The organism is Acidianus brierleyi, assembly GCF_003201835.2.
Taxonomy (GTDB): Archaea; Thermoproteota; Thermoprotei_A; order Sulfolobales; family Sulfolobaceae; genus Aramenus; species Aramenus brierleyi.
Genome location: NZ_CP029289.2, coordinates 2,098,909 through 2,112,576 on the forward strand (window position 1 = coordinate 2,098,909; position 13,668 = coordinate 2,112,576).

Genomic DNA, 13,668 nt, shown 5'->3' on the forward strand with positions numbered 1-13,668 from the left:
ACCCAAAAACTTATACTACGGCTATACATGCTATTTCTATAAGAACATCTCTAGGTAATCTAGATACTTCTACAGTAACTCTTGCAGGTGGTTTTGTACTGAAATACTCTTGATATATATCATTAAAATCTGAGAAATCTTTCATGTCTTTTAAGTAAATGAACGTCATAGTGACATTTTCTAATGAAGCTCCAGAACTTTCTAATATTGCCTTTATGTTTTCTATAACCTTCTTAGTTTGCTCTTTAATATTTCCCTTTATAATTTCATTTGTTTTTGGCTCTATAGGTATTTGTCCAGATACAAAAATTATATTTGAAGATTTTATAGCTTGAGAATAAGGTCCTATAGGCTTTGGGGCTTTTTCGGTATATATTACATCTTTCATTACATAAAGCAGACTCAATTAGGTTAAATTCTTTTTTTCTGAAACGAATGGTAAATGCAACTGATAGTGAAGTGCTATTAACATATCTCTTTCTGTTATTATACCCTTTGGCTTTCCTTCCTCGTCAAGAATTAGAAGTGAACCTATATTTTTAGATATTAATAGGGCAGCAGCTTCATTTATTGACTTATTTTCGTCAATAGTTATTACGCTCTTATTCATAACGTCCTTTATATATCTTCCAAAAAATGCTTCTGGTTCCATTTTCTCAACTGATTTTCCAGCAGATTTTACTGCGTCAGCAGCAGTAATCATTCCTATAACTTTTCCGTCTTCGTCAGCTACAGGTAGTCTTCTAAATCCTCTATTCAACATTTGTCTAACTGCCTGCTCTAAAAGTGTGTGTTTATATACTGTTGTAACTCTTTTTGACATAAACTTATTTACAGGGAATAACTCGTCAAGATCTTGAAACGCTAGTAAGAAATCTCTTTCTGTAACTATTCCTATAGGCTTTCCTTTTTCATCTAGAACGGGTAAAGAACCAAAGTTTCTAGTAACCATTAACGTTATTGCATCTATTATATCAGTATCTTCAGTTACTGTAACAGGGTTAGGCGTCATATAATCTGACGCTTTAGCATTTCCTAATTTATACAAATCTCCTTGAGTGCACGTAGTAGGGCAGAAACTTAAATAAACTGATAGAAGATCTCTCGTTGAGAGCAAGCCATGTATTTTATCGTTTGCCACTATAACTCGTCCTATTCCTCTATCATTAACTTTTTTGAACGCTGTTAGCAATTTATCATCTATTGATACTATTGGAGGATTCAAAATCTCTAAAGTTTTTATAATCATAAAATATGTGTGTAGAGAAGTTTTATAAATATTTTGAATGAGGAAAATTAATATTATATATTAACCTTGTTAATATTGAAGTCATTTGACTATTGGCTTAAAAATATTTATAAAAATCATTCTTTTATGGAACTTCCTACATGTTTATCTATAGTAATAAAAGACAATGAAGTTTTAATGATAGAGAAGAAAAGGGGTCTAGGTAAAGGTCTTTTGACGTTTCCTGGATGGAAAATAGAAAATGAAACCTCATATGAATGCGCATTAAGGGAATTAGAAGAAGAAGTAAACGTTAAGGGTTATGATCCACTATACGCTGGTAGAATTCTATTTAAGCAAGAGAATGGATATGTGATTTCTATGTACGTATACCTAATAAGGAAATTTTCTGGAGTTATAAAGGAAACAGATGAAGCTAAACCTTTTTGGCAAAGAACTGATGATATACCTTATGCAAGGATGTGGCAGGATGACAGATTTTGGCTGTATAAAGTTCTGTCAGGCAAAATAGTAGATTGTGTATTTACATTTTCTAATGATTGGAGTGAAATTATGGAGGGATATTGCTAAATACATGAACTATCCTGTCCTTACGAATAGGACTTTCTGCTTTATGACTTCATTTTACCAATGGTAGAGGGCGAAACTCACAGTGGGGGTCGTTATGATCTATATAGGAGCCCGATGGTAATATACCAACACTAGTATTTACTGAAAGTTCTTAGACTAGAATTTAACGGTAAATCCTTAAAATAAAAGCTATAAACTTTCTGAAAGTACTAACTGGACTGCTTATTGAAGCAGAGACGTACTACATAGACCCTTACTTTACCTAAGGCGTCTTGGCGACATTTAATTCTATGTATTCAAAATTTTCTCGCTTTCGTCAAGCATTCTCTTTACCTTATTTATTAACGGCAAAATATCATCTAATGAAAGCTTAGCTTCATGGAAGCCCCATACATAAAGAGTATAAGCAGAATTCCAATCGTCTAAAACCCAGTCTCCAGGTTTTTTGAGAGTTTACTTGATGCAGAAACTAGCCAACTAGTATACCATCTCTCTTCATCTAAAGCTTTCTTATATTCGTCTAGCGTGAACTTTTCTGAAAGCGCTTTTATAATCTCTTCAGCAACTTTGTATGCCCTTTCGAAAGCTTGTATTACGTCTTCTTTATTGTCACAAACTTGAAGTTTTAAAGCGTTTCCTTAGACGCCATTAGTTTACTCCTCTAATAAGTTCTTATGTTATCCTTTTTAGCTTTATATTATTTAGCAGATAAAAATTTTATAAAAATACTAATGTCAAGAATTGTAAATATTTTTTAAAGACGATAATAGGCAAAAAATCAGTGCACTTTATTATAATTTCTATGCGAATTTACATGATTTTGGTCTTCCGAATACTTTTGATGCTACTTTTGAAAGGCAAATATCCTCGTTATCATTACATATAAATATCTTTTTTCCACTTTTTGTAATTTTATCAAATTTTTCCTTATCCAAATTTTTAACGATAAATATGCTTTCTTCTTCATTAGTTTCTCTTATTACTCCATTATCGTAAATAACAAATCTCTTACCGTTTTCAAATGCTACCACTATATTCATCAATTACAGTAACGTGTATGCTATAATAAAAATACTTATTGAAACGCCTATCAGCATACTTCCCATAAATCTCATAACTTTTCTATCTATTTTCATAACATTAAAGGATGAAAGCGTTATATACGCTATACCATAAAATATAGCTATAACACCTATTATGTTCAAGATTATTTTAAATATTATGTCAGGACTCATATGGTTAATGTTATAGAATCTTAATTATAAATCTTCTATATGTTTTTGAGATAGTTTTCTAAGATAGGTATTGAGACATCATAACGGTATGATACATTAAGGTGGCCGTCTTCAAATTCCTCGTATATATGCTGTATATTTTTCTGTTTTAGCTTTTTATGAATTATACGTGAGCCGTATTGTATGTTAAATTCGTCTTTAACGCCGACATCGATATATACAAATTTGTTCTGCAAATTTCCAGAAATTTTGTCTACCATTCTAACTGGATCTTTCTGTAACCATTTTTCCCAAATTTCCATTATAATTTCTCCAGTTTCTAGATCAAAAGGTAAAAGGATATCTCCAGAAGAAGAAGGAGAATAAAATGCTGACATTCCTATTATATTCAGCGTATTTATATCTTCTTTTTTCTTTTTATTCTGTTTTGTCCAATAATAATCTAGCCATTCTTTTGGTGTCTTAAATTTTCTTAGATATGGTATAACTTTTGGGAAACTTGGTAAATATACATATTCGAAATACGCATCTCCAGAATGTGACGCTAATGCTTTTATTTTTTTACTTTTCATTCCAAGTGTTAGTGATCCATATCCTCCAGAAGATTTTCCAAATACTCCTATTTTGTCAGTACTATATTTTTCTGAGAAATAGGGAATTATCTCGTTTAATATAAAATCTTCATACTTTCCTACTGCTTCTGAATTTAAATATTGATTTCCGCCCACTTTAGTAAAAGTATCAGGCAAAATAATTATACTTCCGTCTATTTTTCCTTCACTTTTTAATCTCTTTACACGCGAATAGAGATCTTCTGACAAAGGATCATAATTTAGTTGTGCTAAGGATGACGATAGAAATCCGCTCAAATATACTAAGAGTGGTTTGCCTTCTGGCTGATCTGGCTCTATAATTGCTGTTTTTCTAATAAAAGGATCTTTTAATACGTTATCTTTTAATACATCACTTTCAAACTCTAAAAATTTTAGATTCATAAATATAATAGGCTATTATAGATCTTATTTTTATGCAAAGTTTACAAACATTGGCACTTATTTTAGTTTCAGCGTCAGTATTAGGTTTGATCTTAAATAGGTTTAAAATTTCGCCCGTGTTAGCGTATTTATTAGCAGGGTTATTAGGTGTTTATTTAAGTGTAAATTATGAAGGTGAGATATTTCAATTTTTAGATTTTTTAGCACTCAATTTAATATCCTTTGAAATAGGAGCTACTCTAGAGATTTCTAGATTAAAAACACTGTTTATACGATCATCAGTAATCGTTTTTATAGAAACTATTAGTGCAATATCAATAATATTAACATTGGGATTTTTATTAAGATTAAATATTTTAGAATCAATTTTTCTAGGTTTAATAGCAGCCGATACAAGCACTTCAATAGCGTTCAAATTATCACAAGGAAAACTAGACGAGAAAGACAGAGAACTTATTCTCTCAGTTTCTTCATTAGAAGACGTCTTATCTTTTTTAGCATTAGCAGCAATATCTGCCTCAAGAGACATAGGTAGCTTAATAGTTGATTTACCTATAGCTACAATATCTTCGCTTATTTTGGGATATTTTATTTCAAGATATCTAATAAAGCCTACATTAAACTTTTCAAATGAAAGTATAATATTATCCGCAATAACTGCAGTATTTTTATTTAATCTTATAAGTAACGAATTAGATATTCCTAATACATACGGATCTTTTTTACTAGGATTATCTGCAGCCTTAACTCTAAAGAATACAGTTAAGGTTACAAATCTTCTCATGCCTATTAGAGAATTGTCATTAATATTCTTTTTTATAGTAGCAGGTAGTTATTTGAAAATCGGAAACTCATTATTAATATTTCTACCAATAAGTATTCTATTAATTATAGTAAAATATTTGTCATTCAGTATAGCCACGTGGATGACTGGAAGCGAATTCTTAAGAGCTTTTAGATTAGGGCTTTTTATGACACCCATAAGTGAGTTTGGAATAATAATTTCTCTAGATGCTATAAATCAAGGATTTAATATACTTCCAGTTTACGATATTTCTACTTTAGTAGTGGCTTTTTCTTCAACGGTATCGTCGATTATTATTAACTCTGAAAAGAGAATACTAAAAGGAATATCTAAAATTTATTTTAAATCTACATTTCTTCAAAATGTAGATAGAATAGTAAAATCAAATAGCTTCTCAAGAAAGACTCAGTTTAATTTTGAATATGTAAAACCAATAATAGTAACAATAGGTATAGTAACTAGCTTATATACAGTTTTAGTTTCACTAAAAACATATCTTCCATTTTTACTTAGTTTCACTGCACCTATAATTACTGCATTTTCTATACTATTTATCTTGTTTTTATGGAAGGATTCAATAGAAAAAGTTAATACAGAAGGAAAAATAAAGGAAATACTAAAAATTCTTTCAATTATGATCTCAATACCAGTATCTTTAATTCTCATTAGTATGTTAGTTTCATTTCTAGGTTTCTCATTTATTTCTATTCTAGCATTATTTATATCAATATTAGTTTTATTATTACTATATAGAAGAATAGAAAGAATTGTTAGAGAAATAGAAAATATAATCTGAATTTTCTTTTACAATTTTCATTTTCTTATCGATTAGATATATTTCTCCATCTTTTGCTTTAATTGCCTTTGCCTCTCCATTATCATATAAATATGCAGTTATAGCACATAATACAGCGTCAAATTCGTCTTTAATACTTGTATAATCCTTCCAATTTATTTTCATTAACTTCATTGAAGACGTGGGATGAGTTTCAATAGAATTAAGTTTTTTAGATAATTTTATTCCTCTCTCTACTAAACTAGGCATAAAAGACGGAGGAAGTACTTTTAAACCTAATTTTAACATTTCTCTATCTATCTCTCTAAAACCTTTAGAATATGATAAAGGAGAATCTATTGCAGTAATTTTAGCTTTTGAACATAATTCTAATATTTCATCATCCGTAGATACAAAATATATTTTTATCTTATTATCAATCAATAAGCCTACTGCTGTTTTTCTCTTTACTGCTAAATCTATTCCACAATAAATAAAAGTCAAGTGTTTTCTCTTAAATTATGAAAAAGCCAATAATATTAATAAACTTTAAGGCATATGAGAACTCCTTTGGCGAAAAAGGAATACAAATGGCTAAAATTATAGAAAAAGTAAGTAGAGAATACTCAACTGACATAATAATTTCTGTTCCAGCTACAATGATTTATAAAATAGCTCAAGAGGTGTCAATTCCAGTTTTTGCTCAACATGTAGATAGTGTTAGCTTAGGTGCTAGGACTGGACATACAACTGTAGAGATGATTAAAGACGCTGGTGCTAAGGGAAGCTTACTAAATCATAGTGAAAAAAGGATAAGGTTAGATGAGATAGACGACGCTATTAAGAAATTAAACAAAGAAGGATTAGAGAGCGTAGTTTGTGTAGATAGATATAGTATAGTAGCTCCAATAGGGATGCTAGGTCCTAATTCTATTCTAATTGAACCTCCAGAGCTTATAGGCAGTGGAATTTCGGTTTCAAAAGCTAAACCAGAAGTTATTACAAAGGGAGTCGAAGAAATAAATAAAGTAAAAGGCGTAGATCTTATTGCAGGAGCTGGAATAAGCAGTGGGGATGACGTTTATACTGCTATTAAACTAGGTGCTGCAGGAATAGGAGTAGCTAGTGCAGTAATGAAATCGCCAAATCCAGAACAAGTAGTAGAAGATTTTGTTAAATCTGCAATCAAAGCTATGAGTGAAAAATAATGGAGATAAGAACTCATTCAGCTCTCCATGTATTAAAAGGTGCAGCAAGGAAAGTTCTAGGTACAAAATGGACAGCTAGTACTTATGTGAATGGTTTTCATGGTAGACTTACAGTAAAAATGGAAAGAAAACCTTCTGACGAAGAAATAAACAAAGTTTTTTATGAGGCTAATCAAAAAATCAAGGAAAATCTTCCTTTTATTATTGAGAAAATGAGTAGAAAGGAGGCAGAGGAAAAATATGGCGACGAGATATACGATCTTTTTCCTGTTCCTTCAGATGTGGTAGAACTTACTATTGTAATAATTCCAGATTGGAATATTAATGCTTGCAATAAACAACATGTAAAATCTACTATAGAAATTGGAGAAATAATACAAGATGATTGGAGATATAGAAATTCTAAACAACTTTTAGAGTTATCTTTTAACTTAGCTCATTAATCATTTTAGTATATTTTTCTAAAACTTTTTGTACTTCCTCTTGAGCACTATTATATATTTCTAACATTTTCTTTAATTTTTCTGGAATTTCAGTTCCTCCAGCGTTCTTTCCTCCTTTCTTTAGTTCCATACCACCAACAGACGCATTTATTCTTCTTACGTACTCCCAGGCAAACTTGTATGATAGGTTTAGTTTTTCGCTTGCACCAGAAATAGAACCTGTTTCTATTATCGCTTTTACTAGCTCTACTCCCCCTTTTCCTAGTATAGGCTTTCCATCTTCGTTTTCAATCCATAATTTAAAGTTAAACTTCATAATTCAATACCTTCAGTATATAATATTTTCATAATATTATCAATTTTTCCTTTTACGTCTTCTAGGTCTTTACCAACAATATTTATATGGCCCATTTTTCTTCTTTTTTTAGCCTGATTCTTTCCATACCAATATACCTTACCTATTCTAAGAATTTCCTTAGGAAAATCAGATTTTCCTAGAATATTTACCATTCCAAACGGTTTTAAAAACGTGGTATCTCCTAAATCCATATCAGTTATAGCCCTTAAATGTTGCTCAAATTGCGAAACAAAAGAAGCATCTAAAGTATAGTGACCAGTGTTATGGACTCTAGGAGCAGTTTCGTTTATTAGCACTTTGTTTTCCTTAACAAAAAATTCTATACCCATCGTTCCTATGTAATCTAAATCTTTAGTTAATTTTTCCCCAATTTTTACCATTTCTTCATTAAAATATGGTCCATAGTTATATATTAATATACCTTTTTCATTATAATTAAACGATGGAGTAAATGCCTTAAATTCTTTTTTACTTCTTGTAACTATAATTGATGCCTCAAAATCAAAGTCTATAAATTCCTCTACTACAAATTTACAATTCATATTTTTTATAAATTGATATTTTTCAGAATCTTCTTTAATAAAATATTGGCCTTTACCATCATAACCGCCTTTTGATTGCTTAATTACACCTAAATTATTAAAATCGTTTTTTAGTATTCTAAGAGCTTCTTCTCCATTATCAGCAACTTCAAATCTAGGTACGGGAAAATTATGATCTCTTAAGAATTCTTTTTCTTTATATCTTTCTCTCTTTAGTTCAACGCTGTTTAATCTAGGTAGCAATTTATTTTTTTCTTCAGCATAATTTAAGGCTTCTTCACTTACATGTTCAAATTCAAAAGTTACTACATCACTTTCGTCTATCATTTCTTTATAATTCTCTAAAGGATAACATTTGTCAGCAATTTGGCAAGCAGGGTCTTCTGGATTTCCTAGAACATAAAACTTTAATGGTAACTTTCTTCCTTCTAATATCATCATCCAGCCTAATTGTCCTCCTCCTAGAATGCCTATTTTATAATTTTGTAGAGAGGACATCGTTCTTCATCTCTTCCATAAAGTTTTTCATTTTAGAAAATATATCTGGATATTTTATGCCTAGAATTCTAATTGCTAGAAGTGCAGCATTTTTTGCTCCTCCAATGGCTACTGTAGCCACTGGTATTCCATAAGGCATTTGTACTATTGAAAGTAATGAATCTAAACCATTTAAATTCTTAGAAGGAATAGGAACTCCTATAACAGGTAGTTGAGTCATTGAAGCAATCATACCAGGTAAATGTGCTGCACCTCCTGCTCCAGCTATTATTACTTCTATGCCTTTTTCGTGTGCCGATTTGGCGTAATCTAACATGTATTCTGGTGTTCTATGAGCCGAAACAACTTTAGCTTCGTAACTTACTCCAAATTTTTCCAATACACAAGTAGCTTCCTTCATATATTCCCAATCACTTTTACTGCCCATAATTACTCCTACTAAAGGCATGAGAAAATATACGAACAAAGGTAAATAAGCTAAAGAGCCCTTTACTTTTAAAGTTTTTATAAAGAATTTTTTTAATATGATTGAAGTTGCTAACGAAGAAGAACTTTTTAAAGAAATAAGAAATGCTTACATCGGAAGGAAGAAAATTTCAATTGTCGGTTCTGGTTCTCATTCGGATAAGAAAGGAGAAGTTATATCTACAATTAAAATGAATTCCTTTGATATTAAAGGAGATATAATAGAAGCATATGCTGGAGCTTCTGTTTTAAAAATAAGAGAGGAAGCCTCTAGCTATGGCTATCTTTTCCCTACACTTTATGACGGAACTATAGGAGGATTATTAGGGATAAACTATGTTTCGCCATTATCGACGTTTTATGGGACCCCAAGAGACTTTACGCTGTGGTGTAGAGCAATAACCCCTTATGGTGGATTAAATTGGAAAATATTTATAGGATCTAAAGGTCTTATTGGTGCCATTTCTAAAGCAGTCATGAAGTTATTTCCTAGGCCATATAAAATAGTGACTCTAGAAAAATCTTATGATAGTGTAAATGAACTTTTAGACGACTATATAAAATTGAAAGAAAATAAACCCATAGCTACCTTAGTTGAATATGAGAAAACTTATAAAATTCATTTTACATACTCTGTCGACCCAGATATAACTGGTTTCAATAAAGATGATGGGGTTCCATTTATAGAAGAAAGTGATAAAAATAGTTATATAGTCGAAACTCCTTCTTTAAGTGAATTTATTAAATTGGTAGAGAAAACTAATCCCATTTATGCATATACTGTAATTAACTCAGGATTCTCAAAAGTATATCTGGCAGACGAAGATATACTAGCTGGTTTTAATTATTACCCATATAATGGAGTTAAAGGCATTTATTTGAAGTTAAAGAAATTATTGGATTATAGAAATATATTTGAATAATAAAAAGTTTAAATTTACGCCTAACTTTCTAACTTTATGTCTAGGCATTTTATAATAGATTGTGATACAGCCGAAGACGATATAATGAGTTTATTCATGCTTTTAAAAAATAATATGGTGATTGAAGGAATTACTATAGTTGAAGGAAATATAGCGTTTAATCAGGAGATAAACAATGCGTTGTGGGCGTTAGAATATATTTCGGACAAACTCCCTTATGAAGTAAAAGTTTACCCTGGAAGTAATAGACCATTGGTTAAAACGTTCAGAACAGTAGAAAATGTCCATGGAAAAGGAGGGATAGGAGACGAAATACCTATTCCTAAAAAACTTTCTGCGAGTAGCAAGAAAGCTGTAGATGCGATAATTGAATTAGCAGATAGATATCCAGGAGAGTTAGAGTTCTTAGCTATATCACCTTTAACTAATTTAGCTTTAGCTTATTTAAAGGATAATTCTATTGCCGAAAAAATTAAGAAAGTATGGGTAATGGGAGGGACTATTTATGGTAGAGGAAATATTACACCAGTTGCGGAATTTAATTTCTGGGTAGATCCTGATGCTGCTAAAATTGTGTTTAACTCAGGATTAGATCTTACAATGGTTTCTTGGGACTTAATAACGAATTATACTATAGAAAAAAACGATTGGGATAATATTAATTCAATGGACACTCAGATGTCCAAATTTTATTCCAATATATATAAACATTATAGAGAATTTGCTATGACTAAGCAAAAAATGAAGGGTAATCCACATCCAGATCTTATAACTACTGCTATTGCTATAAATCATGAAATAGCTAAAAAAACCGAAATGCAATTTGTAGATATTGAAAATTGCGAGTGTCTAACTAGAGGAATGACTGTTATAGATTATCTAAATGTATGGAATAGAAATCCAAATACTGAAGTGGTTTATGAAATAGATAAAAGTAAATTCATGAATATGTTGTACGATCTTTTGAAATGGTTTTAACAATCAAATTTGCTACACAGTGCAAATTCCATGTCCGGCATAAGTTTCTGTAGGAAAACATAATATCTATATAATTCTTCTAACCCTCTATCGGTAATTCCGAATATTACATCATCTCCAATAAAGGCCTTTTTTTCAACATAGCCTTTGTATTCCAACAATCGTAAAGCCTTAACTATAGTCTTTTTTGACAAACCCGTATACTCCATTATTTCCTTTACACTAAGTTCTCCTTCAGCTAAATTAGTTAGCATGACTAATTGCGTTAAGTTCAACGATCATCAAATACTAATTTGTTTTTCATAACTTAAAAACAGTATCCACGTCAACTTTTAATGGGAAAATTAATAATGGATGAAGTTTTACTTTAATGCCTAAATTCTGATTAGCCTTTTGTAATTTTTATATTTTATCGTATATTAATTTATAGCAAAAACAAGAAGAAAATATATTATGAGTATCCAAAGCAATGTTTTTTAATACTGTATAAGCATATTTATACGATATATTATGGTAGAAAACATGACAGAAGAAGAACAGAAACTGGAAGAAAAAGTAGACTATAATATGCGCTATTATAAATATTTATTTGATTTAAGCAAAAATAATCCTGAAAAATTCTGGGGGGACCTTGCTGAGCAGCTAATAGACTGGTTTGAACCTTGGAAGACAACTATGAAACAAGAAGATCCTATGACAAAATGGTTCATAGGCGGAAAACTTAACGCTTCTTATAATGCAATAGATAGGCACATAAATACTCAAAGGAAGTATAAGGCTGCAATAATTTGGGAAAGCGAAAAGGGAGAAAAGAAAGTTCTGACTTATCAAGATCTCTATTATGAGGTAAATAGATGGGCTAATGCTCTCAAGGAGCTAGGAGTTAAGAAAGGCGATAGAGTTACTATATACATGCCATTAACTCCAGAAGGAGTAATAGCTAAGTTAGCATGTACCAGATTGGGAGCTATACATAGTGTAGTTTTTGCAGGGTTTGGATCTCAAGCCTTAGCTAGTAGAATAGAAGACGCTAAAGCAAAGGTTGTAATTACTGCAGATTCTTATCCTAGAAGAGGGAAAGTCGTAGAGCTAAAAAAAGTGGTTGATGATGCATTAGACATATTAGGTGAAAATAATCCAGTTAGCAAGGTTTTAGTTTATAAAAGACTTGGAACTGAAATAAATTTTAAAGAAGGCAGAGATGTCTATTTTGATGAAATAGGTAAATACAAATATATTGAGCCTGAATTAATGGATTCTAATGATCCATTATTTATCTTATATACTTCAGGGACTACTGGAAAACCTAAGGGAATAGTTCATTCTACTGGTGGATATCTAGTAGGAACATCAGCAATGCTACTTTGGAGCTACGGGTTAAGCCAGGAAAATGATGTACTGTTCAATACTTCAGATATAGGATGGATAGTAGGTCATTCTTACATTACATACGCACCCTTAGTAATGGGAAGAACTGTAATAATCTATGAAAGTGCACCGGATTATCCTTATCCAGATAAATGGGCAGAAATAATAGAGAAATATAGAGCGACAACTTTTGGAACTTCTGCTACAGCTTTAAGATACTTCATGAAATATGGAGATGAATATGTCAGAGCACATGATTTATCATCATTAAGAATTATTGTCACAAATGGAGAAGTTCTTAATTACGCTCCGTGGAAATGGGGATTAGAAACGTTAGGCCAAGGAAAAGTATTTATGTCCCATCAATGGTGGCAAACAGAAACTGGAGCACCTAATTTAGGTTACTTACCAGGTATGATATTTATGGAAATGAAATCTGGACCAGCTTCTGGATTTCCATTGCCTGGTAACTTTATTGAAGTATTAAATGATCAAGGAGGTCCTTCAAAACCTAGAGAGAGAGGATATTTAATTATGAGACCACCATTTCCACCTTATATGATGATGGGAATGTGGAATGACGACGGGAACGAGAGATTAAAGAAGACTTACTTTAGCAAATTCCCTAGTCTATATTATCCCGGCGATTACGCTATGGTAGACGAAGACGGTTACGTATGGGTCTTAGGTAGAGCTGATGAAACAATAAAAGTTGCAGCTCATAGAATAGGAGCAGGAGAAGTAGAGTCCGCGATAACGTCTCATCCATCTGTAGCCGAGGCAGCAGTTGTCGGTGTTCCGGATCCAGTTAAAGGAGAGGAAGTTTATGCGTTCGTAGTTCTTAAACAAGGATACTCTCCTTCTGAATCCTTAGCAAAGGATATACAAGCCCATGTAAGAAGCGTAATGGGTCCAATAGTAACGCCTCAAATAAGATTTGTTAAATCATTACCAAAAACTAGATCCGGTAAAGTTATGAGAAGAGTAATTAAAGCAGTAGTTAGCGGTTCTCAGATAGGCGATATTTCTACAATAGAAGATGAGGCATCAATGGAAGAAATAAAGAAGGCAGCAGAAGAACTTAAGAATGAGCTAAATAAATAGCGAAATGATACCTCAGAGAATATTATCATTTTTATCTGCTTTCAGTTTAGGGAAAAAGTTTTAGTATATGGTGAATTACCACCATTAGAATCTATACAAACTATTTCAATTGATGATGCTAAGGATTGCTGTCAATTTGATTCAGCAATATC

17 protein-coding genes and 1 pseudogene are annotated in these 13,668 nt (G+C 31.4%); 7 read left to right on the forward strand and 11 right to left on the reverse strand.

Going from position 1 to position 13,668, the window contains the following annotated elements; genetic code table 11:
• Nucleotides 1-10: 10 nt before the first annotated feature.
• Together DFR85_RS27510 and DFR85_RS27515 are read right to left on the reverse strand one after the other, a co-directional pair.
• Nucleotides 11-388 carry a RidA family protein gene (locus DFR85_RS27510; RefSeq protein ID WP_110271038.1) on the reverse strand — a complete coding sequence of 126 codons (378 nt, stop codon included), beginning with the start codon at nucleotides 386-388 and terminating at the stop codon, nucleotides 11-13.
• An 18-nt stretch (nucleotides 389-406) separates the two neighbouring features.
• Nucleotides 407-1,249: a CBS domain-containing protein gene (locus DFR85_RS27515; protein ID WP_110271039.1), complete on the reverse strand. Its 843-nt coding sequence runs from the start codon at nucleotides 1,247-1,249 to the stop codon at nucleotides 407-409.
• Nucleotides 1,250-1,375: 126 nt separating this feature from the next.
• Between DFR85_RS27515 and DFR85_RS27520 the strand changes: the two genes are divergently transcribed.
• Nucleotides 1,376-1,819 (forward strand): 8-oxo-dGTP diphosphatase, encoded by a 444-nt coding sequence (locus tag DFR85_RS27520; RefSeq protein ID WP_110271040.1) that lies wholly within the window; start codon nucleotides 1,376-1,378, stop codon nucleotides 1,817-1,819.
• Between the two features lie 288 nt (nucleotides 1,820-2,107).
• Here DFR85_RS27520 and DFR85_RS27525 read toward each other — a convergent pair.
• The 4 genes and pseudogenes from DFR85_RS27525 to DFR85_RS27540 all read right to left on the reverse strand — a co-directional run.
• Nucleotides 2,108-2,424, reverse strand: a pseudogene (locus DFR85_RS27525) (PaREP1 family protein); the annotation flags it as partial.
• Between the two features lie 195 nt (nucleotides 2,425-2,619).
• On the reverse strand, nucleotides 2,620-2,850 hold the full coding sequence (locus DFR85_RS27530) for a hypothetical protein (RefSeq protein ID WP_162582779.1): 231 nt from the start codon (nucleotides 2,848-2,850) through the stop codon (nucleotides 2,620-2,622).
• A 12-nt stretch (nucleotides 2,851-2,862) separates the two neighbouring features.
• On the reverse strand, nucleotides 2,863-3,054 hold the full coding sequence (locus DFR85_RS27535; RefSeq protein ID WP_110271042.1) for a hypothetical protein: 192 nt from the start codon (nucleotides 3,052-3,054) through the stop codon (nucleotides 2,863-2,865).
• Nucleotides 3,055-3,089: 35 nt separating this feature from the next.
• A complete protein-coding gene (locus DFR85_RS27540; RefSeq protein WP_110271043.1) occupies nucleotides 3,090-4,049 on the reverse strand; it encodes an alpha/beta hydrolase-fold protein in 960 nt (319 codons plus the stop codon).
• Between the two features lie 32 nt (nucleotides 4,050-4,081).
• Between DFR85_RS27540 and DFR85_RS27545 the strand changes: the two genes are divergently transcribed.
• The gene (locus tag DFR85_RS27545) at nucleotides 4,082-5,650 is read left to right on the forward strand and encodes a cation:proton antiporter (RefSeq protein WP_110271044.1); all 1,569 of its coding nucleotides are present in this window, start codon (nucleotides 4,082-4,084) and stop codon (nucleotides 5,648-5,650) included.
• On the opposite strand, the gene DFR85_RS27550 is transcribed toward DFR85_RS27545, so the two are convergent.
• Nucleotides 5,600-6,124, reverse strand: a complete 525-nt coding sequence (locus tag DFR85_RS27550; protein WP_110271887.1) for a DUF429 domain-containing protein — start codon at nucleotides 6,122-6,124, stop codon at nucleotides 5,600-5,602. The two genes, DFR85_RS27545 and DFR85_RS27550, sit on opposite strands and share 51 nt — an antisense overlap.
• A gap of 26 nt (nucleotides 6,125-6,150) precedes the next feature.
• Here DFR85_RS27550 and tpiA point away from each other — a divergent pair, with 26 nt between their 5' ends.
• Both tpiA and DFR85_RS27560 read left to right on the forward strand, forming a co-directional pair.
• The gene (gene tpiA, locus DFR85_RS27555; RefSeq protein ID WP_110271045.1) at nucleotides 6,151-6,837 is read left to right on the forward strand and encodes a triose-phosphate isomerase; all 687 of its coding nucleotides are present in this window, start codon (nucleotides 6,151-6,153) and stop codon (nucleotides 6,835-6,837) included.
• Nucleotides 6,837-7,280, forward strand: coding sequence for an alanyl-tRNA editing protein (locus tag DFR85_RS27560; protein ID WP_110271046.1), 444 nt, complete (start codon nucleotides 6,837-6,839; stop codon nucleotides 7,278-7,280). The genes tpiA and DFR85_RS27560 overlap by 1 nt, the downstream gene beginning before the upstream one ends.
• Here the strand turns inward: DFR85_RS27560 and DFR85_RS27565 are convergent.
• Genes DFR85_RS27565 through purE form a run of 3 tightly spaced genes read right to left on the reverse strand, consistent with a single transcriptional unit; the run spans nucleotide 7,264 to nucleotide 9,126 of the window.
• Entirely contained in the window at nucleotides 7,264-7,596 is a 333-nt protein-coding gene (locus tag DFR85_RS27565) for a winged helix-turn-helix domain-containing protein (RefSeq protein WP_110271047.1), read from the reverse strand. The genes DFR85_RS27560 and DFR85_RS27565 overlap by 17 nt on opposite strands.
• Entirely contained in the window at nucleotides 7,593-8,678 is a 1,086-nt protein-coding gene (locus tag DFR85_RS27570) for a 5-(carboxyamino)imidazole ribonucleotide synthase (RefSeq protein WP_110271048.1), read from the reverse strand. The genes DFR85_RS27565 and DFR85_RS27570 overlap by 4 nt, the downstream gene beginning before the upstream one ends.
• Nucleotides 8,656-9,126, reverse strand: a complete 471-nt coding sequence (gene purE / locus DFR85_RS27575; protein ID WP_110271049.1) for a 5-(carboxyamino)imidazole ribonucleotide mutase — start codon at nucleotides 9,124-9,126, stop codon at nucleotides 8,656-8,658. The genes DFR85_RS27570 and purE overlap by 23 nt, the downstream gene beginning before the upstream one ends.
• Before the next feature lie 76 nt (nucleotides 9,127-9,202).
• Here purE and DFR85_RS27580 point away from each other — a divergent pair, with 76 nt between their 5' ends.
• Nucleotides 9,203-10,066, forward strand: coding sequence for an FAD-binding protein (locus DFR85_RS27580; protein WP_246252880.1), 864 nt, complete (start codon nucleotides 9,203-9,205; stop codon nucleotides 10,064-10,066).
• A 36-nt stretch (nucleotides 10,067-10,102) separates the two neighbouring features.
• Nucleotides 10,103-11,044: a nucleoside hydrolase gene (locus DFR85_RS27585; protein WP_110271050.1), complete on the forward strand. Its 942-nt coding sequence runs from the start codon at nucleotides 10,103-10,105 to the stop codon at nucleotides 11,042-11,044.
• On the opposite strand, the gene DFR85_RS27590 is transcribed toward DFR85_RS27585, so the two are convergent.
• A complete protein-coding gene (locus DFR85_RS27590) occupies nucleotides 11,041-11,319 on the reverse strand; it encodes a MarR family transcriptional regulator (protein ID WP_110271051.1) in 279 nt (92 codons plus the stop codon). The two genes, DFR85_RS27585 and DFR85_RS27590, sit on opposite strands and share 4 nt — an antisense overlap.
• Before the next feature lie 247 nt (nucleotides 11,320-11,566).
• Between DFR85_RS27590 and acs the strand changes: the two genes are divergently transcribed.
• Nucleotides 11,567-13,516, forward strand: a complete 1,950-nt coding sequence (gene acs / locus DFR85_RS27595; protein WP_432417910.1) for an acetate--CoA ligase — start codon at nucleotides 11,567-11,569, stop codon at nucleotides 13,514-13,516.
• Nucleotides 13,517-13,668 lie beyond the last annotated feature (152 nt).

Coding starts and splice junctions, on each gene's coding strand:
- DFR85_RS27535 (WP_110271042.1), bottom strand. CDS start 3,054: ATGAGTCCTGACATAATATTTAAAATAATCTTGAACATAATAGGTGTT.
- DFR85_RS27585 (WP_110271050.1), top strand. CDS start 10,103: ATGTCTAGGCATTTTATAATAGATTGTGATACAGCCGAAGACGATATA.
- DFR85_RS27570 (WP_110271048.1), bottom strand. CDS start 8,678: ATGTCCTCTCTACAAAATTATAAAATAGGCATTCTAGGAGGAGGACAA.
- DFR85_RS27515 (WP_110271039.1), bottom strand. CDS start 1,249: ATGATTATAAAAACTTTAGAGATTTTGAATCCTCCAATAGTATCAATA.
- DFR85_RS27510 (WP_110271038.1), bottom strand. CDS start 388: ATGAAAGATGTAATATATACCGAAAAAGCCCCAAAGCCTATAGGACCT.
- tpiA (WP_110271045.1), top strand. CDS start 6,151: ATGAAAAAGCCAATAATATTAATAAACTTTAAGGCATATGAGAACTCC.
- DFR85_RS27560 (WP_110271046.1), top strand. CDS start 6,837: ATGGAGATAAGAACTCATTCAGCTCTCCATGTATTAAAAGGTGCAGCA.
- DFR85_RS27520 (WP_110271040.1), top strand. CDS start 1,376: ATGGAACTTCCTACATGTTTATCTATAGTAATAAAAGACAATGAAGTT.
- acs (WP_432417910.1), top strand. CDS start 11,567: ATGACAGAAGAAGAACAGAAACTGGAAGAAAAAGTAGACTATAATATG.
- DFR85_RS27565 (WP_110271047.1), bottom strand. CDS start 7,596: ATGAAGTTTAACTTTAAATTATGGATTGAAAACGAAGATGGAAAGCCT.
- DFR85_RS27580 (WP_246252880.1), top strand. CDS start 9,203: ATGATTGAAGTTGCTAACGAAGAAGAACTTTTTAAAGAAATAAGAAAT.
- DFR85_RS27545 (WP_110271044.1), top strand. CDS start 4,082: ATGCAAAGTTTACAAACATTGGCACTTATTTTAGTTTCAGCGTCAGTA.
- purE (WP_110271049.1), bottom strand. CDS start 9,126: ATGCCTTTAGTAGGAGTAATTATGGGCAGTAAAAGTGATTGGGAATAT.
- DFR85_RS27540 (WP_110271043.1), bottom strand. CDS start 4,049: ATGAATCTAAAATTTTTAGAGTTTGAAAGTGATGTATTAAAAGATAAC.